25 protein-coding genes are annotated in these 23,306 nt (G+C 70.1%); 16 read left to right on the forward strand and 9 right to left on the reverse strand.

The window, feature by feature from the left end; translation table 11 throughout:
* Positions 1-11: 11 nt before the first annotated feature.
* From IEZ21_RS34380 to IEZ21_RS34405, 6 genes are read left to right on the forward strand one after another with little or no spacing between them, the layout of a single operon-like run.
* A complete protein-coding gene (locus tag IEZ21_RS34380) occupies positions 12-1,064 on the forward strand; it encodes a PDR/VanB family oxidoreductase (protein ID WP_246568441.1) in 1,053 nt (350 codons plus the stop codon).
* A 53-nt stretch (positions 1,065-1,117) separates the two neighbouring features.
* The gene (locus IEZ21_RS34385) at positions 1,118-2,164 is read left to right on the forward strand and encodes a Rieske 2Fe-2S domain-containing protein (protein ID WP_189325733.1); all 1,047 of its coding nucleotides are present in this window, start codon (positions 1,118-1,120) and stop codon (positions 2,162-2,164) included.
* Complete coding sequence (locus IEZ21_RS34390) at positions 2,161-2,877, forward strand: alpha/beta fold hydrolase (RefSeq protein ID WP_189325734.1); 717 nt, start codon at positions 2,161-2,163, stop codon at positions 2,875-2,877. Before IEZ21_RS34385 ends, IEZ21_RS34390 begins: the two co-directional genes overlap by 4 nt.
* Positions 2,878-2,912: 35 nt before the next feature.
* Positions 2,913-3,194 (forward strand): muconolactone Delta-isomerase family protein, encoded by a 282-nt coding sequence (locus IEZ21_RS34395; protein WP_033326227.1) that lies wholly within the window; start codon positions 2,913-2,915, stop codon positions 3,192-3,194.
* 28 nt (positions 3,195-3,222) lie between these two features.
* The gene (ligA, locus tag IEZ21_RS34400; RefSeq protein ID WP_189325735.1) at positions 3,223-3,579 is read left to right on the forward strand and encodes a protocatechuate 4,5-dioxygenase subunit alpha; all 357 of its coding nucleotides are present in this window, start codon (positions 3,223-3,225) and stop codon (positions 3,577-3,579) included.
* A 1-nt stretch (position 3,580) separates the two neighbouring features.
* A complete protein-coding gene (locus IEZ21_RS34405; protein WP_213089392.1) occupies positions 3,581-4,420 on the forward strand; it encodes a class III extradiol dioxygenase subunit beta in 840 nt (279 codons plus the stop codon).
* Between the two features lie 7 nt (positions 4,421-4,427).
* Here the strand turns inward: IEZ21_RS34405 and IEZ21_RS34410 are convergent, their stop codons facing one another.
* Both IEZ21_RS34410 and IEZ21_RS34415 read right to left on the reverse strand, forming a co-directional pair.
* Positions 4,428-5,303 carry an LLM class F420-dependent oxidoreductase gene (locus tag IEZ21_RS34410; protein ID WP_189325737.1) on the reverse strand — a complete coding sequence of 292 codons (876 nt, stop codon included), beginning with the start codon at positions 5,301-5,303 and terminating at the stop codon, positions 4,428-4,430.
* Between the two features lie 12 nt (positions 5,304-5,315).
* Entirely contained in the window at positions 5,316-5,867 is a 552-nt protein-coding gene (locus IEZ21_RS34415; protein WP_189325762.1) for a TetR/AcrR family transcriptional regulator, read from the reverse strand.
* A 166-nt stretch (positions 5,868-6,033) separates the two neighbouring features.
* On the opposite strand from IEZ21_RS34415, the gene IEZ21_RS34420 reads away from it, so the two are divergent.
* The 3 genes from IEZ21_RS34420 (at position 6,034) to IEZ21_RS34430 (ending at position 8,688) form a co-directional block, all read left to right on the forward strand.
* Positions 6,034-6,849, forward strand: a complete 816-nt coding sequence (locus tag IEZ21_RS34420) for an SDR family oxidoreductase (protein ID WP_189325738.1) — start codon at positions 6,034-6,036, stop codon at positions 6,847-6,849.
* Between the two features lie 115 nt (positions 6,850-6,964).
* A complete protein-coding gene (locus IEZ21_RS34425) occupies positions 6,965-7,690 on the forward strand; it encodes a YceI family protein (protein WP_189325739.1) in 726 nt (241 codons plus the stop codon).
* Between the two features lie 50 nt (positions 7,691-7,740).
* Complete coding sequence (locus IEZ21_RS34430) at positions 7,741-8,688, forward strand: nuclear transport factor 2 family protein (RefSeq protein ID WP_189325740.1); 948 nt, start codon at positions 7,741-7,743, stop codon at positions 8,686-8,688.
* A gap of 89 nt (positions 8,689-8,777) precedes the next feature.
* Here IEZ21_RS34430 and IEZ21_RS34435 read toward each other — a convergent pair whose 3' ends face one another.
* The 5 genes from IEZ21_RS34435 to IEZ21_RS34455 form a co-directional block, all read right to left on the reverse strand.
* Positions 8,778-10,268 (reverse strand): gamma-aminobutyraldehyde dehydrogenase, encoded by a 1,491-nt coding sequence (locus IEZ21_RS34435; RefSeq protein WP_189325741.1) that lies wholly within the window; start codon positions 10,266-10,268, stop codon positions 8,778-8,780.
* A gap of 110 nt (positions 10,269-10,378) precedes the next feature.
* Entirely contained in the window at positions 10,379-13,117 is a 2,739-nt protein-coding gene (locus IEZ21_RS34440) for a YfhO family protein (protein WP_189325742.1), read from the reverse strand.
* Positions 13,114-13,476: a GtrA family protein gene (locus tag IEZ21_RS34445; protein ID WP_033326212.1), complete on the reverse strand. Its 363-nt coding sequence runs from the start codon at positions 13,474-13,476 to the stop codon at positions 13,114-13,116. Before IEZ21_RS34445 ends, IEZ21_RS34440 begins: the two co-directional genes overlap by 4 nt.
* Positions 13,473-14,429, reverse strand: coding sequence for a glycosyltransferase family 2 protein (locus IEZ21_RS34450; protein ID WP_189325743.1), 957 nt, complete (start codon positions 14,427-14,429; stop codon positions 13,473-13,475). Before IEZ21_RS34450 ends, IEZ21_RS34445 begins: the two co-directional genes overlap by 4 nt.
* Positions 14,430-14,526: 97 nt before the next feature.
* Positions 14,527-15,003 carry a DUF6299 family protein gene (locus IEZ21_RS34455; protein ID WP_189325744.1) on the reverse strand — a complete coding sequence of 159 codons (477 nt, stop codon included), beginning with the start codon at positions 15,001-15,003 and terminating at the stop codon, positions 14,527-14,529.
* A 243-nt stretch (positions 15,004-15,246) separates the two neighbouring features.
* Here IEZ21_RS34455 and IEZ21_RS34460 point away from each other — a divergent pair, with 243 nt between their 5' ends.
* A complete protein-coding gene (locus IEZ21_RS34460) occupies positions 15,247-15,468 on the forward strand; it encodes a DUF5999 family protein (RefSeq protein WP_189325745.1) in 222 nt (73 codons plus the stop codon).
* 193 nt (positions 15,469-15,661) lie between these two features.
* On the opposite strand, the gene IEZ21_RS34465 is transcribed toward IEZ21_RS34460, so the two are convergent.
* The gene (locus tag IEZ21_RS34465; protein ID WP_189325746.1) at positions 15,662-16,060 is read right to left on the reverse strand and encodes a RidA family protein; all 399 of its coding nucleotides are present in this window, start codon (positions 16,058-16,060) and stop codon (positions 15,662-15,664) included.
* Positions 16,057-17,265, reverse strand: coding sequence for an acyl-CoA dehydrogenase family protein (locus IEZ21_RS34470; protein ID WP_189325747.1), 1,209 nt, complete (start codon positions 17,263-17,265; stop codon positions 16,057-16,059). Before IEZ21_RS34470 ends, IEZ21_RS34465 begins: the two co-directional genes overlap by 4 nt.
* Positions 17,266-17,383: 118 nt before the next feature.
* Between IEZ21_RS34470 and IEZ21_RS34475 the strand changes: the two genes are divergently transcribed.
* The 6 genes from IEZ21_RS34475 to cysC all read left to right on the forward strand — a co-directional run bounded on the left by IEZ21_RS34475 (position 17,384) and on the right by cysC (position 23,229).
* Positions 17,384-19,102, forward strand: a complete 1,719-nt coding sequence (locus IEZ21_RS34475; protein ID WP_373302344.1) for an AMP-binding protein — start codon at positions 17,384-17,386, stop codon at positions 19,100-19,102.
* Between the two features lie 15 nt (positions 19,103-19,117).
* A complete protein-coding gene (locus tag IEZ21_RS34480) occupies positions 19,118-19,972 on the forward strand; it encodes a PaaX family transcriptional regulator (protein WP_189325748.1) in 855 nt (284 codons plus the stop codon).
* 104 nt (positions 19,973-20,076) lie between these two features.
* Entirely contained in the window at positions 20,077-20,976 is a 900-nt protein-coding gene (locus IEZ21_RS34485) for a sulfotransferase family protein (RefSeq protein WP_189325749.1), read from the forward strand.
* Positions 20,973-21,419, forward strand: coding sequence for a hypothetical protein (locus IEZ21_RS34490; protein ID WP_189325750.1), 447 nt, complete (start codon positions 20,973-20,975; stop codon positions 21,417-21,419). The genes IEZ21_RS34485 and IEZ21_RS34490 overlap by 4 nt, the downstream gene beginning before the upstream one ends.
* Complete coding sequence (locus IEZ21_RS34495) at positions 21,416-22,681, forward strand: glycosyltransferase family 4 protein (RefSeq protein WP_189325751.1); 1,266 nt, start codon at positions 21,416-21,418, stop codon at positions 22,679-22,681. Before IEZ21_RS34490 ends, IEZ21_RS34495 begins: the two co-directional genes overlap by 4 nt.
* The gene (gene cysC / locus IEZ21_RS34500; protein WP_189325752.1) at positions 22,678-23,229 is read left to right on the forward strand and encodes an adenylyl-sulfate kinase; all 552 of its coding nucleotides are present in this window, start codon (positions 22,678-22,680) and stop codon (positions 23,227-23,229) included. Before IEZ21_RS34495 ends, cysC begins: the two co-directional genes overlap by 4 nt.
* Positions 23,230-23,306: the final 77 nt, after the last annotated feature.

Here is a 23,306-nt window from a genome sequence, read left to right on the forward strand (position 1 = left end):
AGATGACGAACTTGACGAGCCCCTCAACCGCCGCCCCGGACACGCGCCCCCTCGGTACCACCGAAGCCGCAGCGCCGTCCGCGGCGCGGCGCGGCACCGAGTTCGAGGGCACCGTCACCGTGGTGACCCGGCAGACGGTGGCGGAAGGTGTCGTATCGCTGGAGCTCGCGCCGAACTCCGGCGAAGCCGAGCCGCTGCCGCCCTGGCAGCCTGGAGCGCACATCGACGTCGTCCTGCCCACGGGCGTCACCCGTCAGTACTCGCTGTGCGGCCCGGTGGATCCGGCGGGGAACACGGCCCGCTGGCGCATCGCGGTACTCCGGGAGCCCGACGGACGCGGCGGCTCGCAGTGGATCCACGACCACGTCGAGGAGGGCGACGAACTCCGCGTGCGTGGCCCCCGCAACAACTTCCTCCTGCGGCCCGCCACGAAGTACCTGTTCATCGGCGGCGGCATCGGCATCACCCCCCTGCTCCCGATGATCGCCGAAGCCGAGGCCGCAGGGGCCGACTGGTCCCTCCTCTACGGCGGCCGAACGCGCGCCTCCATGGCGTTCCTGCCCGAACTGGAAAGCTACGGCGACCGCGTGTCCGTACGGCCGCAGGACCAGTACGGACTGCTCGACCTCACCGGCTTCCTCGGCGACCCCGACCCCTCGGCCCTGGTGTACTGCTGCGGCCCCGCGGGGCTCATCGACGCGGTCGAGGCGTACTGCGCCACCTGGCCGGCCGGGTCCCTGAACGTCGAGCGGTTCGCCGCGGCGGCCGGGCAGCAGCCCGTCGGTGGCGAGGCCGAGCAGCCGATCGAGGTGGAGTTGCGGGCGTCCGGGATGACGCTGACCGTGCCGCCCGGCCTGCCGGTCCTCAAGGCCGTGGAGCAGGCGGGCATCCCGGTCCTGTCCTCCTGCGAGGAAGGCATCTGCGGCTCGTGCGAGACCGCCGTCCTGGAGGGCGAGGTCGACCACCGCGACTCGCTGCTCACCGAGGACGAGCGGGCCGCGAACGACACGATGCTGATCTGCGTCTCCCGCGCGCGGGGCGGGCGCCTCGTCCTGGATCTCTGACACACGCCTCTGACACACCGTCAACTCGGTGTACCGCCGAAGAAAGGACCGCCATGACACTGACACAGCACGTGCGCAACGGCTGGTACCTGGGAGCCTGGTCCGACGAGATCGGCCGGACGCTCAAACAGCGCTGGATCGCGGACATCCCGGTCTGCTTCTACCGGCTGCCCGACCAGAGCGTCACCGCCGTCGAGGACCGCTGCCCCCACCGCAAATACCCTTTGTCCTTGGGTCACTTGGACGACGAGGGCACGCTCCAGTGCGACTACCACGGCTACCGCTTCGACGGGCAGGGCGTGTGCGTCGGGGTCGCCGAGCAGGCCGACCGGCCCAAGGCGGCGCTGCGCCGGTTCCCTCTGGTCGAGCGGGACGGCGCGATCTGGATCTGGCCCGGTGATCCGAAGCTCGCCGACGAGAGCCTCCTGCCCGACACCTCATGGCTGACCGCCCCGGAGTGGACCCATGTGCACGGCGTCGTCCCGCTGAAGGCGCGGCACATGCTGCTCCTGGAGAACCTGCTCGACCTCACCCACGAGACGTTCCTGCACCCGACGAGCATCGGCAACGCCGCCGTCGCCGCGACCCCGATCGACGTGACCGTGGACGGCGACCGGGTCGCCTTCAGCCGCCGCATGGTCGGCATCGAGGCCCCTCCGTTCTACGAGAAGTCCTGCGGGCTGACCTCGCCGGTGGACCGCTGGCAGGACGGCGACTTCTACCCGCCGGGCATCTTCGTCCTCAACATCCGCGTCGCGGCCACCGGCACCGAGGAGCCGGAGGGCTTCCACATGAAGGTGCTGTACGGGATGACGCCGGGACGCGGCAACGAGACGCACGACTTCTACGCCCTGGGCCGCGACTACCTCATCGACGACCAGGAGCTGACGAAGTTCCAGCACGAGCAGCAGCTCGCCGTGATGCAGGAGGACGTCGACGCCCTGGAGGCGCAGGAGGTCATGTACGCCACCGACCCGGGCGGCACCGCCGAGTCCAGCATCAGGTCCGACCTCGCCGCACTCCGCGGACGCCGCGCGGTGACGAAGATGCTCGCCCGCGAACAGCAGAGTGGCGGCACGCGGCCCCGGGCGTCCGTATGAGCGGCCGCCACGTCTTCGTACTGCTCCACGGAGCCTGGCACGGCGGCTGGGTGTGGCAGCGCGTGGCCCCGGCGCTGCGCGCGGCCGGGCACGAGGTGCACACTCCCACGCTGACCGGGGTGAGCGACCGCGCCCATCTGCTCAGCCCGCAGGTCGGGCTGACCACGCACATCGAGGACATCGTGGCGCTGATCAAGGCCCACGACGCACGGGACGTCGTACTGGTCGGGCACAGTTACGCCGGCCAGGTCGTCACCGGGGTCGCGGACCGGATCCCGGACCGGCTGGCGCGGCGGGTCCACCTCGACGCCTTCGTCGGCGCCGACGGTGAGGCGGCGATCGATCTGCTGCCCGCTCAAGTCGCCGGGCACTACCGGGAGTCCGTGGCCGGACCCGGCTTCGGCTGGCTCATCCCGGTGCGCTCGCTGAGCGTGCTCGGCGTCGAGGAGCAGACGGACCTCGACTGGCTCGGCCCCCGGCTGACCCCGCACCCATGGCTGACCTACACCGAGCCGCTGCGTCTGACCGGTAAGGCGGACCAGGTCCCCGGCGTCTTCGTCGAATGCACCGACTGGATGCGGGTGTTCACCCCGCACGCCGAGCGGGCCGCCGCCCGCGGCTGGCCGGTCCACGAGATCGCCACCGGCCATGAGGCCATGGTCACGGCTCCCGGTGAACTGGCCGAACTGCTGTTGGAGATCGCGGCAGCCTGACCCGATCCGTGACCCGATCCGTGAAGGGACGCCCCATGGAATTCCTCGTACGCACCGAGAACACCCTGCCCCCGGACACCCCCGACGACGTACGCGAGGCCCTGCGCAAGGGCGAGCGCGAACGGGCCATGCAGCTCAGGGAGGCCGGCATCCTCAAGCGGCTGTGGCGGGTTCCGGGCCGCAACGCCACGATCGGCCTGTACGAGGCGGCCGACCCGGCTCAGCTGCACGACGCGCTCGCCTCCCTGCCGATGTGGAAGTGGATGGACATCACCGTCGAGGCACTCGCCACCCATCCGCAGGAGAAGGCGCCTTGACCGGCAACGACACGGGAGAGGAAACGGGATGTCCAGCAGCACACCCCAGGTCCCCGGCACCTACGTCTTCGACGCCGCGGAGAACCGCCGCGGCCGAGCACTGAACCGGCTCTGCGGGTCCCTCAAGGAAGCCGAGAACCGGGAGAGGTTCAAAGCCGACGAGGCCTCGTACTGCGAGGCGTACGGGCTCACGGTCGCGCAGCGGGACGCCGTCCTCACGCGGGACTGGAACCGGATGATGGAGCTGGGCGGCTCCATCTTCTACGTCTTCAAGCTCGCCATGGTCGACCAGAAATCCATGCAGTACCTCGGCGGGGTGTTCACCGGCATGACCACCGAGGAGTTCGCGGAGGCGCTGAAAGCGGGAGGGCGGAACTTTGGCTGAGGTGATCTGGGGTCTGGCCACCTCGCACGTGCCGTCGATCGGTGCGGCCATGGACCACGGGAAGACCGAAGACCCGTACTGGAAGCCGCTGTTCGACGGCTACGCACCGGCGCGGAAGTGGATGGCCGAGCACACCCCCGATGTCGCGATCGTCATCTACAACGACCATGCCAACGCCCTCGACATGAGTGTCACCCCGACCTTCGCGCTCGGGACGGCGGAGTCGTACCGAGTGGCCGACGAGGGATGGGGCAGCCGCCCCGTGCCGGCGGTCATCGGCGCGCCCGAGTTCTCCGACCATCTCGTCGAGAGCCTGATCGACAGCTCCTTCGACCTGACCGTCTATCAGGAACTCGATGTCGACCACGGCCTGACCGTTCCGCTGTCGGTGTACTGCCCGGACCCCGGCGAACGCTGGCCGTGCGCGGTGGTGCCCCTCCTGGTGAACGTCATCCAGTACCCGCAGCCCACCGCCGCGCGCTGCCTGGCCCTCGGTCGCGCGCTCGGCGAGGCGATCCGGTCCTTCCCCGAGGACCTCAGGGTGGCGGTCTTCGGTACCGGCGGCATGTCCCACCAACTCGCGGGCGCCCGCGCGGGGTTGATCAACCAGGACTTCGACCGGATGTACCTCGACGCGATCGAGCACGACCCCGACAAGCTGGCCGTACTGACGCGCGAGGAGTACATCCGCGAGGCCGGCTCCGAGGGCATCGAGATGATCATGTGGCTGATCATGCGCGGCGCGCTCGGGCCCCGGATCCGACGCGTGCACGAGACGTACCACGTGCCCGCGTCGAACACGGCGGCCGGAATGGTCCTGTTCGAGAATCTGAGCCGGTGACGTGCCGTCAGCCCAGCTCGGCCACCGCCCGTGCCGCCGGGGCGGCATGCCGCTCGATCCACTGGGCCGGGGCGTCCTCCGGCGGCGCGACAATGGCCTCGTCGATGCCCAGAGCGGCGTAGCCGGCCATGGCCTCGGGGAAGCCGTCGAGCACGCCGCTGGGGTCGATGTAGAGGACGGTTTTGCGGATGGCCGCGTAGTCACGGCCGACGTCCTCGCAGTGATCGCGCAGCACGTTCAGCTTGTGCCCGACCTCCGCCGGGCTGGAGCCGAAGAGGTTGCAGGCGTCCGCGTACTGGGCGACGAGCCGCAGGGTCTTCTTCTCCCCACCGCCACCGATCATGATCTCCGGGTGCGGGGTGCTCACCGGCGCCGGTACGTTGAGCGTTTCGGCCAGCTGGTAGTGCTTGCCCTCGAAGGGGCCGTTGTTCTGCGGGTCCCACATCTGCCGGCAGATGCGCAGGGTCTCCTCCAGCCGCTCGAAGCGCTCGGCGACTGGAGGGAACGGGACGCCCAGGGCCGTGTGTTCGCGCTCGTACCAGGCGGCGCCGGCACCGAGGAAGGCCCGGCCGCCGGAGAGTACGTCGAGAGAGGTGACGATCTTGGCCAGCAGGCCGGGGTGACGGTACGTCACTCCCGTGACGAGCAGGCCCAGTTGTGTCGTGGAGGTGTGCGCCGCGAGGTAGCCGAGGGTGGTGTAGCCCTCCAGCATGGGCTCCGTCGCGGTGAGCCCGTATGCCTCCATCTGGAAGTAGTGGTCCATGACGGAGAGTCGGCTGACGCCTGCCGCCTCCGCCGCAGCGCCCACCGTGGCCAGCTCGGGGCCGAGGGCGGCTGGGCCGTCGGTGTGGTTGAAGCGGGTGATGTGTACGCCCAGTCGCATGGGGTCTCCAATTCAGCCGGCGCGGTACCGAAGCCCGTCGAGGAGCAGATCGAGCATGCGGCCCGCACGGTCGCGTTGTCCTTCGTCACTGGTGATCAGGAGGATGCCGCCGAGGGCGAATCCGACGTCCAGAGGATCGATGTCCGAGCGCAGAGCGCCCGCCTTGGCCCCGGCGTCCAGCAGCGTGCTGATGGCCGTGCTGAGCCGGTCGAGACTCTCGGCGAACGGATCGGCGCCGGAGGCGATGACGGCCTTCAACGCCTCCGCCATGCCCTCCTTGGTGGTCAGGTAGTCGATGAACCGGTCCATCCACAGCCGCATCGCCTGGTCGGGCGGGAACTGGTCGAGCAACTCCGTGGCGCTGTCGCAGACCCGGGCGAGCTCGTTGCGGTAGGCGGCCTCCACCAGCGCCTCACGGGTGGGGAAGTGCCGGTAAAGGGTCCCGATACCCACACCGGCGTCCCTGGCGATGGCCTCGAGCGAGGCGTCGAGGCCCCGTTCGGAGAAGGCCCGCACAGCTGCGTCGAGCAGACGCTCCCGGTTGCGCCGCGCGTCGGCACGCATTCCGCGTGTGTTGCCGGTCACAGCAATCCTTCCTCCTGGACAAGCGGAGGCTCCTCCATTTAAGGTTTCAATCAAATCCGGAGGCTCCTCCGTTTTGAGCGTAGCAAACCAGGAGCACTTGTCTGACCCCGCTTCTGATCCACCCCTGTTTCCACGAAGGATTTCCATGTCCAAGATCTGGTTCGTCACCGGTTCGTCCCGCGGCCTGGGCCGCTCGTTCGTCGAGGCGGCACTGGAGCGCGGCGACAAGGTCGCGGCGACCGCACGGAACACCGAGTCCCTGACGGACCTCGCGATCACCTACGGCGACCAGCTGCTCGCGCTGGCGCTGGACGTCACAGACAAGGCCGCCGCGTTCGACGCGGTCAAGCAGGCCCACGCGCACTTCGGGGGCCTGGACGTCGTCGTCAACAACGCCGGTTACGGCCACTTCGGCATGGTCGAGGAACTGACCGAGGCCGAGGCGCGCGATCAGATGGAGGCCAACTTCTTCGGCGTGCTCTGGGTCACCCAGGCCGCCCTGCCCCTGCTGCGCGCCCAGGGCGGTGGCCACATCGTGCAGGTCAGCTCGGTCGGTGGCGTCCTCGCCATCCCCAGCCTCGGTGTCTACGCCGCCTCCAAGTGGGCCGTCGAGGGGCTGTCCGAGGCGCTGGCCGGAGAGGTCGCCGGGCAGAACATCAAGGTCACCTTGGTCGAGCCGGGTCCGTACCCCACCGACTGGCCCGGCGCCTCCGCGGCCCGGTCCGAGCCCAACCCGGTCTACGACGGGGTCCGCCAGGCCCTGACCGAGGGCCTGGACCTGTCCGACCTGGGCGACCCCAAGGCCGTCGGCCCGGCACTACTGAAGATCGTGGATGCCGAGAACCCGCCGCTGCGGGTGTTCTTCGGCCGGCCGCCGATCCAGATGACCAAGGACCACTACGCGCAGAAGCTGGCCACCTGGGCCGAGTGGGAGCACATCTCGCTCGCCGCCCACGGCTGAGCCGCACCCTCAAGACCCCGACCCCTCCCCCTCGTACGCCGGACAGCTACGGCTACCCATAAACAAATACTTGAAAGTTCAGTTGAAATCCTCAAACAAAAGCTAGGAGAACACCATGGCAGGCAGCATCCGCAGGCACTGGAAGCGCTGGCTGATCGCGGGCGTGGCTGTCGTCGCCGTACTGGGCATCGGAGGCCCGTACGTCTACATCAACTACATCGCGGACGAGCCACCGGCCGCGCTCTCGCTCGACAGTTCCCCACCGGGGTCGGAAGCGTCCCCCGACGGATCCTCCGGGTCCGGAGAGCAGGCGAGGGACGGCGTCGAGGGCTCATGGCGGGTGAGCAGCGGATCGCAGGCCGGTTACCGCGTCGACGAGGTCCTCTTCGGCCAGAACGTCACCGCCGTGGGCCGCACCGAAGAGGTCACCGGAGACCTGGAGATCGAGGGCACCCGCGCCACCAGCGGCACCATCACCGTCGACCTGGCCTCGGTGGCGAGCGACTCCGACGAGCGTGACGCCCAGTTCCGCGGCCGGATCATGAACACCGAGCAGTTCCCGGAGGCCACCTTCGAGCTCACCGAACCCGCTGACTTCGGCTCGGCCCCGGACGTCGGCGAACAGGTCACCGCCGAGGCCACGGGTGAGCTGACCATCCACGGCGAGACCAACCCCGTCACCTTCGAGCTCACCGCCCAGCGCACCGCCGACGGCTTCCGCACCAACGGCTCCATCCCCCTCACCTTCGCCGACTACGGCGTCGACGCACCGAACTTCGGCGGGATCACGGTCGAGGACGAGGGAACCGTCGAGTTCCTCCTCGCCTTCACGCCCGCCTGATCCCCATCCCTTCGTCTTCGTTTCCCCGCACAGCATTGGAGAACACCGTCATGCGCAGCACCCACCTGTCCCGCAAGGCCGTCGCCACCCTGGTCGCCGCCGCGACCGTCGGAGCCGTGGCCGGCTTCACGCCCGCCGCCACCGCCTCCGCGCCCTCACACGGCGGGGCCACCGCCGACGCCCGGCACACCAGCCCCGTCACGCAGGAGCGCAACAAGCGCGTCGCCGTCCACGTGCTCAAGCGGCTCTTCGAGCACGGTGACCTGTCGGCCGCCGACCGCCACATCCGCCCCGACTACATCCAGCACAACCCCAACGCGGCCGACGGCACCGAGGCGCTCAAGGACTTCGTCCGCTTCGAGACCGCGCGGTACCCGGACCTGACGTACAACGTCAAGCGGGTCCTCGCCCAGGGAAACATGGTCATCGTCCACGGCAACGTGATCAACGAACCCGGCACCCGCGGCGTAGCCCTGGTCGACATGTTCCGCTTCGACCCGAAGAGCGGCATGATCGCCGAGCACTGGGACATCCTGCAGGACGTGCCGGCGAGCACCGTCAACGGCAACGACATGTTCGGCACGGTCAGCCACCCGCGCACGAACCAGCCGGGCCCGCGCTGGCTGACGCCCTTCAGCCAGAAGGTGGCGACCAAGTACTTCGACACGCTCCTCGTCGACAAGAACCCCGACGCGGTCCGGTACCTGGCTCCGGAGTACTACCAGCACAATCCCACCATCCCCAACGGCTCGGCCGGCCTGCGCGAGCAGTTCACCAGCTTCTTCCAGCAGTTCCCGAACCTGATCGTCGAGCGCAAGCGGGTCATCGCCGAGGGCGACATGGTGGCCATCCACGCCCACTACCGCCTCAGCCCCGAGGACCGCGGCCAGTCCGTCGTGGACATCTTCCGCGTCGGCAGGAACGGCAAGATCGTCGAGCACTGGGACGTACTCCAGGACGTGCCGGCGACCTCCGCCAACGACAACACGATGTTCTGAGCCGATCCCTGGGCCGATCACCCACCTGTTCCGACAGGGTTCCGAATTCCTCGACACCGACGTCGTGGTCGATGGCCGTCTGTGGTGGGTCAGCGGCTGGTGAAGACCACGTCGTGCCAGGACTTGTGCCGCTCGCCGGTGTTCTCCGACATGACGTGCTTGATGTTGGTGTACTCGTCGAAGGAATACACCGACATGTCCTTGCCGAAGCCGGAGGCCTTGTAGCCGCCGTGCGGCATCTCGCTGATGATCGGGATGTGGTCGTTGATCCAGACGCAGCCGGCCTGGATCTCGCGGCTGGCGCGTCCGGCGCGGAAGACGTTGCTGGTCCAGGCGGAGGCGGCAAGGCCGTACGGCGTGTCGTTGGCCAGGCGGATGGCGTCGTTGTCGCTGTCGAAGGGCAGGCAGACGAGGACCGGGCCGAAGATCTCCTGCTGGACGATGGCGGAGTCCTGTGCGGCGTCGGTGATGAGGGTGGGCTCGTAGTAGGCGCCCTGGCCCAGCGGCCCGTCGGGGATCCTCCCGCCGCGCACGATCGTGGCTCCGGCCTCACGCGCGTTCTCCACCATGGCGGCGACCTTGTCACGCTGCCGGAGGGAGATCAGCGAGCCCATGTCGGTGGCGGGGTCGTCGACCGGGCCCAGGCGTACGCCGTCCATCAGCTCGGCGACGCGGGCCACGAACGCCTCGTACAGGGGGCGTTGGACGTAGGCGCGGGTGGCGGCCGTGCAGTCCTGGCCGGCGTTGATGAGGGCTCCGGCCACGGCGCCGCGGGCGGCGGCCTCCAGGTCGGCGTCGTCGAAGACGACGAAGGGGGCCTTGCCGCCGAGTTCGAGATGGACTCGCTTGGCCAACCCGGCGGCTTGCGCGGCGACTTGGCGGCCGACCGCGGTGGAGCCGGTGAAGGAGACCATGGCGATGTCGGGGTGGGTGACCAGGGCCTGCCCGGCGACGGGGCCGCTGCCGGTGACGATGTTGATCACGCCGTCGGGGATCCCGGCCTCCTGCGCCGCTTCGGCGAACATCACCGAGGTGAGCGGGGTGAGTTCGGACGGCTTCAACACGACTGTGTTGCCGGCGGCGACGGCGGGCAGCACCTTCCAGGCGGCCATCTGCAGCGGGTAGTTCCAGGGGGCGATGGAGCCGATCACGCCGATGGGTTCGCGGCGGACGGTGGAGGTGTGGTCGCCGGAGTACTCCGCCGAGGCGCGGCCTTCAAGGTTGCGTGCGGCGCCGGCGAAGAACCGTACGTTGTCGATGCTGCCGGGGATGTCGAAGCCGCGGGTCAGCCGGATCGGTTTGCCGCCGATACGGCTCTCGGTGTCGGCGAACTCCTCGCTGCGGGCCTGGAGTCGGTCTGCCCAGCGCAGCATGGCCTCGGAGCGTTCGGCGGGGGTGGTGCGCGACCACTCGGCGAAGGCGGCGCGGGCGGCGGCGACCGCCTCGTTGACGTCCTCAGGGCCTGCCAGGGTGTCGGTGGCCAGGACCTCGCCGGTGGCCGGGTTGGTCACCGAGTGCTGCTCGCCGGACGTGCCGGAGCGGCGCTTGCCCGCGATGAACTGTTGTCCGCTGGTCTCCATCAGTCACTTCTCCGATTGGTCTCGGGGCTGGAGCTCTGCGCGCCCCACAGGTCGCCGAGCGTATAGCCGTGCGGGCACGTCCACGAACCTCTGATCGACACCTGAGCCTGTCACCGCCGGAGGACTGCGCCGAGCCGCCGCGCCCTTCGAAGAAACGCGGCCACGCACAGCAGCACCACCGCCCCCGCGCTCACCGCCGATGCCGCGCGCAGGCCGGGTGGGCGGAAGGAGCAGTGGAGTTGGTGCTCGGAGGCGTCCGGCAACGGGACCGCGATCAGACCCAGGCGGCTCTGCGGGGCGCGCATCGGGCCGCCGTCGACCGCGCAGCGCCAGCCCGGTGTGCGGGCGGTGGCGATGACGGCCGTGCCCTTGGAACCGGGCGGGAGTGTGGCGCGTACGCTGTGGCCGCCCGCCGTGACATGGGTGGCGCCCCGGGCTCGTAGGTCCGCGATCGCCCGCCTGAGTTCGGCGGGGTCCAGGCAGGCCAGGGGTGAGCGCGGCAGTTCGGTGTCCTGGAAGACCGTGGCGATGGTGACCGTGACACGGCCGTCCGCCGGGACGGTGCCGAGCGGCTTGGTGGCCACCGCCTTCTCGGGGCGCTCGCCCCAGAGGCGTACGGACCTCCCGCCGGAGCCCGCGAGCATCGCGTCGGTCCAGGAGCCGTCGACGTACAGGCGGCTGCCGGGGCGGCATCGGGCGGTGATCCGGTACGGGGCGCCCGCGACGGTCAGCCGGTACGGGCCTGACGCGCGCCGCGGCTCCGGACCGTGCGCACCGGCGAAGGAGATCCGCGGCAGCTCGTACACCTGGTGTCCCAGTGCCGCCTGCTGGTGGGCGAACGACGAGGAACCGGGTGGCAGTTGAGGTGCGGCGCGTGGGTGGACGGTCACCAGCGGCGGCGCGGGGAAGCGTTCGACGCGTACGCGTCCCGGGGCGTCGGTGTGCCGGATGCGGGCGCCGACGGAGAAGACCGCGTCGGCGACCGGGTTGTCCTGGGGGATCAGATGGCGGCCGTACATGGTCCAGGAGTAGCCGAGGCGCCGCAGGAGGCGGGCGGTCTGCTTCGGCACGTAGCTGCTGTAGTAGGCCGGGCCCTCGCCGCCCAGGAGCTGCGGGTCGTTGTTGACGATCTCGGGCGGGCCGGTGTCGGTGCGGTGAGCGGGCCAGTCGGCGACCCGGGTGACGGCTTCGCGTACCGTGTCGTGCCGGGCGCCCCAGGTGGGCTTGGGGGTGTAGAAGGCCAGCTTGTGGCGCTGTTGGTCGACGGCGACACCGCTGGCCGCGAACTCGGCGAGCACGAGCACGGCGAGTGCGGCGCCGATCAGCCGGGCGCCGCGCTTTCGGGCGAACAGCAGCAGAAGCGCCAGGGTGAGCCCTCCCGAGCCGAGGACCACGAGCCAGGTCAGATGGCTCACGCCGTTCTCGTTGCGTACGGACGCGGCGGCGAGGACGCAGGTAGCCGCACCGGCGGCGAGCAGCGGCCCGGGCCGTGGCCGGTGGGCGAGGCAGAGCCACGCGACCGAGACCAGCAGACCGGCGAGCACGAACGACGCGCGGTACGGACTGCCGTTGGGCAGGGAGAGGCCGTACCAGAGCCTGACCGTCGGCAGCGAGCAGAAGGAGGCGACGACGACGGCCAGCGCCGCACACCACGCCACCCGCGTACGCACGGGGATATGCCGGCTGAGCGGGAAGGCGAGCACAAGCAGCAGCGCGAGCATGCCCACGAAGAACCGGGGCAGGCTGCCGAACCCCCGCTGCGCGGGCAGCAGCTGGAGCAGATACTCCAACGCGGGCGGACGGCTGTAGGGCAGCGCGGGAATCGGCTGGGCACCCGCGGCGGCCAGGTACGAGGGCCAGATCACGGGCGCGGCGAGCGCCGTGCCGAGCGCGAAGGTGAGGGCCGTACGGCCGAAGAACCGCAGCAGCCCCGCCCGGCTCCACTCGCGGGTGGCCAGCAGCACGGCACCGACGACGATGGTCCCGACGGCGGCCATCAACGCGGTGTAGAAGTTCCCGGCCCAGGCCAGGCCCACCATGGGCGCGGCCCACAGCCAGCCGCGCTCGCGCGTACAGCGGTCTAGGGCCTGTGTCGGAAGTGGCGTCGTTCGCCCGGAGGGCGGGCCGGGCGGCGGCGATGGGGGTCCCCCCGCGCGAGCTCGGGTTCGAGCGTGGGGGAGCGTGCTCTCGGCGTGCCGGGTGGAAGGCCCCGTCGATGGACCGGACGTACTTGGGCTTTCGCCCGGTGCGGCGAGTGGGGGCACCTCCCACGCCCTTAAGGCAGTGGGGGAGCGTGCCAGGCGTCGCCCGGCAGGCGCCACTTCCGACACAGGCCCTAGCGCCAGCAGCATCAGCGGGAACGCCGTCAGGCCCCACAGCCACATCGGGTCGAACACGCCGTCGTTGAGCGTCCAGCCCGACAGTGCGTACGCGGCACCGAGCAGGCCCGACTGCCACCAGGAGCCGGGCTGCAGCCGCCGCAGCCACCACGTCATGACGGCCGCGCCGAGCCCGATGCTCAGGCACTCCCCCACGTAGACGCCGAGGTCGACCTGGCGCCGTGGGAAGGCCGCGACGAGCGGCGAGAAGGGGTTGCCGAGGAAGCTGACGAAGTCCGCCCAGTACGGCACTCCGAAGGCGCTGTTCCAGTTGAAGAAGAGGTCGCCGGACGAGGTGCCGTGCAGCAGGTCCCACAGGTGGGCGTGGAAGGGCACGAACTGGTTGCCGAGGTCGTTGACGGCACGCGAGCGGTCCCCGAAGGGGTACGTGCCGCGCACCGCGCCCGAGATGACGAAGGCGGCCATGGCGATCGCCGCGGCCAGGCCGGGTCCGCCGGCACGGGTCTTCATGCCGGCACCAGGATGCGGCGGGCGATCAGGAAGGTTATGGGGATCGCGCCGACGGCGGCGATCAGCGGGGCGATCCGCGCGTCCATGCCGAGTCCGGAGACCAGCCCGTAGACCCCGGCCGTGGTGAGCAGGAGGTTCGCGGCGTTCGTCAGCGGGAACAGCACGAACTTCTGCCAGCTCGGGTTGGTGCGGTAGGTGAAACGGACGTTCATGAAGAAGGAGCCGATCATGCTCAGCAGGGTCGCCAGGACATGCCCGACCAGATACGGCGTCCACAGGCACAGCAACCGGTAAAGGGCGTAGTACGTCCCGGTGTTGACGGCCCCGACCAGTGCGAACCGCAGGAGCTGTCCCTTCACGAGGAGCGGGTCCGCAGAGCGGGCGGACGGGTGACGTCCGCGGGCGGGCGCTCGCTCACCAGGTAGTGCGGGCGCTGCTTGCACTCGTGGTAGACCCGGCCGATGTACTCGCCGATGAGGCCGAGCAGCACCATCTGCATGCCGCCGAAGCCGGTGACCGCGACGAGCAGGGTGACGTACCCGGGTGCGGTGACGCCGCCGAGGAGCACGGCGCCGACCGTCCAGGCGGCGTAGCCGAGGGCCAGGGCGGAGAGCAGGAACCCGAGGTGGATGGCCAGTCGCAGGGGGCGGCTGTTGAAGGAGACCAGGCCGTCCACCGCGTAGTTGAGGAGCTTGGGGTAGCTCCACTTGCTGTCGCCTCCGGCGCGTGGGGTGTCCTGGTAGTCGAAGAAGACGGTGCTGAAGCCGATCCACGAGAACAGGCCCTTGGAGAAGCGGTTGCGCTCGCCCAGCTCCAACAGGGCGTCCACGGCGCGGCGCGAGAGCAGGCGGAAGTCCCCGGCGCCGTCGACCAGTTCGACATCCGCCCAGTGGTTGAGGAACCGGTAGTAGCCGCGGCTCAGCAGGGTCCGCAGCGGGCCGTCGTGGTCGCGAGAGCGGCGGGCGACGACCTGGTCGAAGCCTTCGCGCCGCAGGTCGAGCATCCTGCCGAGCAGGGCGGGCGGGTGCTGGAGGTCGGCGTCCATGATGGCGATGTGGTCCCCGGCGGCCTCGTGCAGGCCCGCGAGCAGACCGGCTTCCTTGCCGAAGTTCCGCGACAGGGACAGGTAGCGGACGCGAGGGTCACGGAAGGCGAACGCGCGCAGCAGGGACAGCGTGCCGTCGGTGGACCCGTCGTCGACGAACACCACCTCGTACGGCTCCCTCAGTTCGTCGAGCCGCGCGTGGAGTTCGTCGTTGAACGCCTCGAGCACCTGCTCCTCGTTGAAACAGGGCACCACGACCGACAACATCGCGCGCTCCTTCCCCGGGGCCTGGAGGCAGGGGGGTGCCTCCGGGCCGGACGTTCGGTGGACGACGTCCGGTGGACGTCAGGTCCTGTGCGGGGCGTCAGCCTTCGCTGAGCTCGATGCCCTGCTCGTGGGTCACGCGTACGTTCGGCCGGGGGATGGGGAGGCCGAAAGGTCCGTCGTCGCTGTGGAGTTCCAGCAGCGTGGCTTCGACATGGGCCGGGCCGGGCTGGAAGCGGCCCAGCGTCCGTCCGGTGTTCGACCAGGTGCGCTCGGTTCCGTCGCAGATCGCGCGGGTGCCGCCGATGCCGTACAGCTCGTAGGTTCTGTCCTCGGCGGCCAGCGACGAGCTCACGTACACCGGGCCCGAGCTGTGCCGGCAGCGGTAGGTGCCGGAGAGGGTGACAGTGCCGTCCGACGCGATCTGGCCGGTCTCGTCGATGGTCACCATGTCGGCGGCGACGGTGGAGTCGGCGGGATCGGGATCGGCCGGTTCGTCGAAAGCGGTGGCGGACGAGGCGGCGAGCATCAGCAGCGCCGCTCCGGCGGCCACGCCGACAGTCTTTCGTAGGAACATCGGATTACCTCCTTGGTTGGGATTCCCAGAGGTACCCGGCGATCATCGCCATGGCCGTGAACGTCACCCTTTGGTGGCTAGTCCGTACCGTCCGTCCTGGGGACGTCCGAGGCGTGTCCGTGTCTTGTCCGCGTGTTGTCACGCTTCACGGGCAGCGGTTCCGCTGAGTTCACAGCCGGAGGCATGGTCTAGGTACGAGGCGGCGACCACGTCGCCCGAACCCGTCGCACGTGGAGGTACGCCATGTGTACTCACCGGAATTCCTGCCCGTCGTCCGACCGCTCCGGCCGCTCCGACAGCTCCGGCCGCGACACAGCACACATCGTCGCCGCCCACCCCGAGCAGGGCTGGTACCTCCTCTGCGACGGCGCCATCACCTTCGACGACACCGGCGCCCTCCTTCCTGACGGCCGGGTCATCGCTCCGCACCGTGCACCGGCCGAGCAGCTGAGCATCGCGGCGTGAGCGCTCCGCTGGGTGCGGAATCTGTGCGGTTCGGCTCCACACCGCGGGTCCGTCGTGGCTGGTCGCTCCCCCACTCTCGGCTTCGCTCGAGCGGGGGGACCCCCATCGCGGCGGAGCCGCAAATCGATACAGCCCCGCGCCCCTAAAAGGAAGGCCTGCGGCCTCCTTTAGGGGCGCGAGACCTCACCGTGACTTACGGAAGGACCGCCACCCCGTCGAGTTCCACCAGAGCCTGGGTGTCCCAGAGGCGTACGACTCCGAGGACGGCCATGGCCGGGTATTCGGGGCCTGCCAGCTTGCGCCAGATGCGGCCGAGTTCGGGGGCGTGGGTGCGGTAGTCGGCCACGTCCGTGGTGTAGACGGTGACGCGGGCGAGGTCGGTGGGAGTGCCTCCGGCGGCGCGCAGGGCGGTGAGGAGGTTCGTGAGGGCGCGTTCGAACTGGTCGGGGAGCGTGGTTCCGACGACCTTGCCCTCGGCGTCGAGGGCGGTCTGGCCGGCGAGGTAGACGACGCGGGAGCCGGTGGTGGTGACGGCGTGGGAGAAGCCGGTGGGCGGGGAGAGTTCGGGTGGGTTGACGCGCTCGGTGGTCATGAGCGGTCCCCCTCCGCGTACGGCCCTCTGCCGTCCAGTCCCCCGCCGTCCAGCTCCCTGTCACCCAATTCCCGGTACAACTCCTTCGCGATGACCGCCCGTTGGACCTCGCTCGCGCCCTCGTAGATCCGTGGGGCGCGTACCTCGCGGTAGAGGTGTTCGAGGAGGTGGCCGCGGCGCAGGGCGCGGGCGCCGTGCAGTTGGACGGCGGCGTCGACCACGTACTGCGCGGTCTCGGTGGCGAGCAGCTTCGCCATCGCGGCGCGTTTCGGGACGTCGGGGGCGCCTTCGTCGTACGCCGCTGCCGCCGCGTAGACCATCAGGCGAGCCGCCTCCGTCCGCTGGGCCATTTCGGCGACCTGGTGGGCCACGGTCTGCAGGTCGCTCAGTTTGCCGCCGAACGCGTCGCGTCCCGCGGTGTGCGTGAGGGTGGCGTCCAGCGCGGCCTGTGCCATGCCGACCGCGAAGGCGCCGACGCTCGGGCGGAACAGGTTGAGGGTGTTCATCGCGACGCGGAAGCCGCGGTCGGGTTCGCCGAGGATGTCGCCCGCGGTCACCGGTACGGCGTCGAAGGAGAGGGTGCCGATGGGGTGCGGGGAGAGCATGTCGAGGGGGGTGCCGGTGAGTCCGGGGCGGTCGGCGGGGACGAGGAAGGCGGTCACCCCGCGGGCGCCGGCGTCGGGCGTGGTGCGGGCGAAGACGGTGTAGAAGTCGGCTTCGGGCGCGTTGGAGATCCAGCACTTCTCGCCGGTGAGGCGCCAGCGGGCCGGGCCGTCGGCCTCGGCCTGCGGCGCGGTGTCCTGTTCCGCCCGGAGGGCCAGCGCCGCCGCGTCCGAGCCCGCGCCCGGCTCGCTCAGGGCGAAGGCCGCCACGGCCGTGCCCTCGGCAACGCGTGGCAGCCAGCGGTCGCGTTGGGCCGGGGTTCCGTACGCGTGGACCGGGTGTGCGCCCAGGCCCTGGAGCGCCAGGGCTGTTTCCGCTTCCGTGCAGGTGTACGCGAGGGACTCTCGCATCAGGCACAGGTCGAGGGCGCCGGAGGTGAACAGGCGCTTCAGGAGGCCGAGTTGGGCCAGTTCTGCGAGGAGTGGGCGGTTGACGTGGCCCGGTTCGCCCTTCTCGGCCAGGGGGCGCAGGACGTCGGCGGCGACGGCCCGTAGCTTCGTGCACCAGGCGATCTGTTCCGGATCGAGCGAGAATGCGGTCATTCCGGTCCCTTCTCCCCCTGGCGGGCCACACTCCAAGTCTATCGCGGGCCGTTGACTGTCGTCATCAACACGATACGCTCGATGCGCGAGCCCACCACGACACAGGGGGCGAACCGCCATGGAACCCACGCACTCCAGGGAAGCCATCGACACCGGGCGGCCGACGACCTCGGCCCACGTGGACACCTTCGCCCGCGACCACCTGCCACCCCCCGGCCAGTGGCCCGAGCTCCGCTTCGACCTCCCCGAGCTCCACTACCCCGAACGGCTGAACTGCGCCGCCGAGCTCCTCGACCACGCCGACCCGGACCGCCCCGTCTTCCGTACGCCGTCCGGCGGCCTGTGGACGTACGGCGATCTCCGCACCCGAGTCGACCGGATCGCGCACGTCCTGACCTCCGACCTCGGCGTGGTGCCCGGCAACCGCGTTCTGCTGCGCGGGCCCACCACGCCCTGGCTGGCCGCGTGCTGGCTGGCCGTCCTGAAGGCGGGCGCGGTCGCCGTCACCGTGCTCGCCCAGCAGCGCCCCCACGAGCTGGCCACCATGTGCGAGATCGCGCGGGTCGGGCACGCGCTGTGCGACATCCGGTCCGTGGACGACCTCGCGAAGGCGGAGATCCCCGGGCTGCGGATCACGACGTACGGCGGCGACGCCCCCGACGACCTCCTGAACCGAATAAGCCGCCGGGCGAACCCCGGAACCCCCGACGAGCCGTACCCCGCCGTGGCCACCGCCGCCGACGATGTCGCGCTGATCGCGTTCACGTCCGGCACCACCGGCCGCCCCAAGGGCTGTATGCACTTCCACCGCGACGTCCTCGCGACAGCGGACACCTTCTCGAAGCACGTCCTGCGACCGAACGCCGACGACGTCTTCGCCGGCAGCCCCCCGCTCGGCTTCACCTTCGGACTCGGCGGCCTGGTGATCTTCCCGATGCGCGCGGGCGCCAGCGCCCTGCTGCTCGAACAGGCGGGCCCCAAGCAGCTGTTGCCCGCGATCGCCGAGCACCGCGTGTCCGTGCTGTTCACCGCGCCGACCGCGTACCGCGCGATGCTGGAGGAGCTGGACTCGTACGACATCTCCTCGCTCAGGCGCTGTGTGTCCGCAGGCGAGAACCTGCCCGCCGCCACCTGGCAGGCCTGGCACGAGCGCACCGGCCTGCGCACCATCAACGGCATAGGCGCCACCGAGCTGCTGCATATCTTCATCTCCGCGGCCGACGAGCGCATACGCCCGGGGACGACGGGAGTTCCCGTACCGGGGTGGCACGCGCGCGTGCAGGCCGAGAACGGCGAACCCGTGCCCGACGGCGAACCCGGACTGCTCGCCGTGCGCGGACCGGTCGGCTGCCGCTATCTCGCCGACCCACGGCAGTCGGAGTACGTACGCGACGGCTGGAACATCACCGGCGACACGTATGTCCGGGAGGCCGACGGCTACTTCCGTTACGTGGCGCGCGCGGACGACATGATCATTTCCGCCGGGTACAACATCGCGGGCCCGGAGGTCGAGGACGCGCTCCTGCGTCACCCGGACGTGGTGGAGACGGCGGTCGTCGGACTGCCCGACGAGACACGCGGCCAGGTCGTGGTGGCGTACGCGGTGCTGCGGGCCGGCGCGCGCCGGGACCCCGAGGCGCTGCGCGCCTTCGTCAAGTCCGAGCTGGCGCCGTACAAATGCCCGCGCGAGATCGTCTTCCTGGACGCGCTACCGCGTACGGCGACGGGGAAGCTCCAGCGCTACCGGTTGCGTACGGGCGTCAACCCGGGCCATACGCAATCCGGTTCCGCGGGTACGGAAAGCGATCTCCAGTCCACGCAAGGTGATCTCGCATGACGCCGACGACCTAGAATGATCAACGTGTCCGAGCAGCACGCCCCCCGGTCCCTCATCGTCACCTTCTATGGCGCGTACGGCCGCTTCGCCCCCGGTCCCGTACCGGTCGCCGAGCTGATCCGGCTGCTGGCCGCGGTCGGCGTGGACGCGCCCTCCGTACGGTCCTCCGTGTCCCGGCTCAAACGCCGCGGGCTGCTCCTGTCGGCGCGTACGGCGACGGGTGCGGCCGGGTACGAACTGTCGCCGGACGCACGGCAGCTGCTCGACGACGGCGATCGGCGGGTCTACGCGGCGGCGCCCCCTGAGGACGACGGCTGGGTGCTCGCGGTGTTCTCCGTACCGGAGTCCGAGCGGCAGAAGCGGCATGTGCTGCGCTCCCGGCTCGTGGGCCTCGGCTTCGGAACGGCCGCCCCCGGGGTGTGGCTCGCGCCGGCCCGCCTCTACGAAGAGACCCGTCATACGTTGGAACGGCTGCGTCTCGACGGATATGTGGAGCTGTTCCGCGGTACGCACCTGGGCTTCACGGCGACGGCCGAAGCGGTCGCGCGCTGGTGGGACCTGGCCGCGATCGCCAAGCAGCACGAGGAGTTCCTCGACCGCCACGCGCGCGTGCTGCACGACTGGGAGGCACGGCCGGACACCCCACCGGAGGCGGCGTACCGCGACTATCTGCTCGCCCTGGACTCCTGGCGCCACCTCCCGTACGCCGATCCCGGACTGCCGCCCGCGCTGCTGCCGCCGGACTGGCCGGGGGCTCGCTCGGTGGCGGTCTTCCGGGCGCTGCACGAGCGGTTGCGGGACGCGGGGGCCGTCTTCGCAGGAGCACCGGCAGAGGTATCCGAAATCTCCGACAGGGCGTCAGAAATCTGAACGAAACCCAGGGCGGCGTGACTTGAGTCACATTTCACTCAGCTCGGGCAACGCCCAGGCCGCTCCTAGCCTCTTCTCATAATCCTTACCTAGGCTTGCGACGCATGAGTCTGATGCGCAATCTCAACCGGGCGCTCACCGCCACCACCGGCCTCCAGGTGCACAGGGCCCCCGCCGCCCCCGCCGTGCCCAAGCAGCCGAAGGCCGCGCCGGCGAAATCAGCCAAGCGGCCCACGCCGGTGTACCGCCGCCCCCCGGTCGAAGACCTGACGACGGATCGACTGCTGCGGCAGCCCGTCTTCATCATGTCGCCCGTGCGCTCCGGCTCGACCCTCCTGCGGATGCTCCTGAACGCGCACTCGCGGCTGCACTCCCCGCACGAGACGCACATCCGCCGCCTCGAGGTCGACTACGGCAGCAAGCTGTCGCAGCGCGCCATGAGCGCCCTCGATCTGGAGCGCGGTGACCTGGAGCATCTGCTGTGGGACCGGGTGCTCCACCGTGAACTGGTCAAATCCGGCAAGGACTTCCTGGTCGAGAAGACGCCGAGCAACGCGTTCGTGTACCAGCGCATCCAGGACTGCTGGCCCGACGCCCGCTTCGTCTTCCTGCTCCGCCACCCGGTGTCCATCGCCCGGTCCTGGCACGAGGGCGACCCCGAGAAGCGCACCTACGACGAGGCGGCGGCCGACGCGCTGCGCTACATGAAGGCCGTCGAGAAGGCACGCAACGGCATCGACGGCGGCCACACCGTGCGCTACGAGGACATCACCGCCGACCCCGAGAAGGAGATGCGGAGCCTGTGCGAGTTCCTCGAGATCGAGTTCGAGCCGTCGATGCTCGACTACGGCAAGAAGGACGACTCACAGGTGGTCAAGGGCCTCGGCGACTGGCGCGACAAGATCAAGTCCGGTCAGGTACAGGCCGGACGTGCGCTGCCGAAGGACGACGAGATCCCCGAGCTGCTGCGCCCCATGTGTACGGCCTGGGGTTATGTGTCATGAGACCGCACGCCGAGGTAGAGGAGGTCTGGCCGCGCGACGGACGTATCCGCCTCGTGGGCCGCATCCACGGCCGGGCCGCCGAGAGCGCCGACGGCTGGCGGCTGCTGCTCGTGTTGCGCGGGACCGACCGGCGGCTGCGCTACGACGCGCGTGTGAAGGGCGACCGCTTCGAGAGCGAGCTGCCCATCGCCGACCTCGCCGGCCGTGACGCAGGCCGTGACGCAAGCGACGCCGCCGGGGTTGAGGAGTGGGACATCCATCTCACCGACGGCGAGGCGGAGTTACGCGTCGGGAGGCAGCTCGACGACATCCGCGGCAAGAAGAAGATCATGGTGTTTCCGGAGCAGCGGACCGGCGGCCTCAGTGTCCGTCCGTACTACACGGTCAAGGACAACCTGTCGCTGGAATGCCGCTTGGAAAGCCGTGCGGAAGAGGCGATATGACAGCCCGGAATCAGGCGCCTCGGCATACGGCGCATGAGGCCCCGAAGCGTCCCAAGGTCCGCTATCTGCTCTTGCACGCATACGGGCGCGGCGGCACGATCCGCACCGTGATGAACCAGGCCAACTCCCTTGTGCGGGCGGGCTGGGACGTCGAGCTGGTGAGTGCGCTGCGCCGCCGCGAGGACGTCCAGTTCCCGCTCGATCCGCGGGTGACGGTCTCCACGGTCGTCGACCTGCGCGAGGGCGAGTACACCCCGCCGTCCGGTGTCGCGGGCCGCTGGCACGACTGGCGCCGGGGCAGGCTGCTCGAGCAGCCTGGGAAGCACATCCCCACGGGCGAGTTCGGCTACCGGTACTTCAACCGGTACGTCGAGGAGCAGCTCATCGCGTACCTGTCCACGCTGCGGGACGGCGTCCTGGTGACCACGCGGCCCGCGCTCAACTTCCTCGCCGCGCAGCACGCGACGGGCGGCGTGGTCCGTGTCGCGCAGGAACACATGAACCACGGCACGCACAAGCGTGATGTGCAACAGCGCATCCGGGAGACCTATCCGAGCTTCGACGCGGTCGCCGTCCTGACCGAGCGGGACCGCCAGGAGTACGAGCAACTGCTGCCCGGCACCAGGGTCGTACGCATCCCCAACGCCGTGCACTCGCTCGACCAGGTCTCCTCCGACCATCACGCGAAGATCGCCGTGGCGGCCGGGCGGCTCTTCCCGCAGAAGGGCTTCGACATGCTCATCGAGGCATGGGCGAAGCTCGTCGAGACGTACCCCGAATGGCAGTTGAGGATCTACGGCAGCGGCGAGAAGAAGGCCGAGCTGCGGGCCCTCATAGAGGAGCATCACCTCTACAACCATGTGTTCCTGATGGGCCACACCGACCGGCTGGACGACGAACTCGCCAAGGCCTCGTTCTACGTGCTCAGTTCACGCTTCGAGGGCCTGCCCATGGTGATGATCGAGGCGATGAGCCACGCGCTGCCCGTGGTGAGCTTCGACTGCCCGACCGGGCCCTCCGATGTGCTCACGCACGGAGTGGACGGGCTGCTGGTTCCGCCGGAGGACCCGGACGCGCTCGCCCAGTCCATGGGCAAGCTGATGGCCGACGAGTCGCTGCGTTCGGAGATGGGCGTCGCGGCCGTGCTGACGGCCGCCTCGTACGGCCCGGACGCCGTACACCCGCGCTGGGAAGCCCTGTTCACCGAACTCCACGAACAACGGCTCGGCACCGCCGGCGCCGCGAAAGGACAGCACGTATGACCCACACGGCAAGGGCTCAGGGAGCCACGATCTGGCTCACCGGGCTGCCGAGCGCGGGCAAGACCACAATCGCCCGCATTCTCGCCGGCCGGCTGCGGTCCGAGAACCACCGCGTGGAGGTGCTCGACGGCGACGAGATCCGCCGCTTCCTCTCCGCGGGCCTCGGCTTCTCCCGCGAGGACCGCAACACCAACGTGCAGCGCATCGGCCTGGTCGCCGAAGTCCTCGCCCGCAACGGCGTGCTGGCGGTGGTGCCGGTCATCGCGCCGTACGCCGACAGCCGCGAGGCCGTGCGCAAGCGGCACGAGGCGAGCGGGACGCCGTACATCGAGGTGCATGTCGCCACTCCGGTCGAGGTGTGCGCCGAGCGCGACGTCAAGGGGCTGTACGCCCGTCAGGCCGCGGGTCAGCTGACCGGGCTCACCGGCGTCGACGACCCGTACGAGCCGCCGCTGGACCCGGCCATCGCGCTGAAGACCCAGGGGGAGACACCCGAGGAGTCGGCGAACGCGGTGTACGCGGTGCTGGCGGAGAGGGGGCTCGTGTGACCTCCGTGAGCACCGAGCGTACGTACACGCTCTCCCATCTGGACGCTTTGGAGTCGGAGGGTGTGCACATCTTCCGT

The organism is Streptomyces flaveus (assembly GCF_014647675.1).
In the GTDB taxonomy this organism is placed as follows: Bacteria; Actinomycetota; Actinomycetes; order Streptomycetales; family Streptomycetaceae; genus Streptomyces; species Streptomyces flaveus.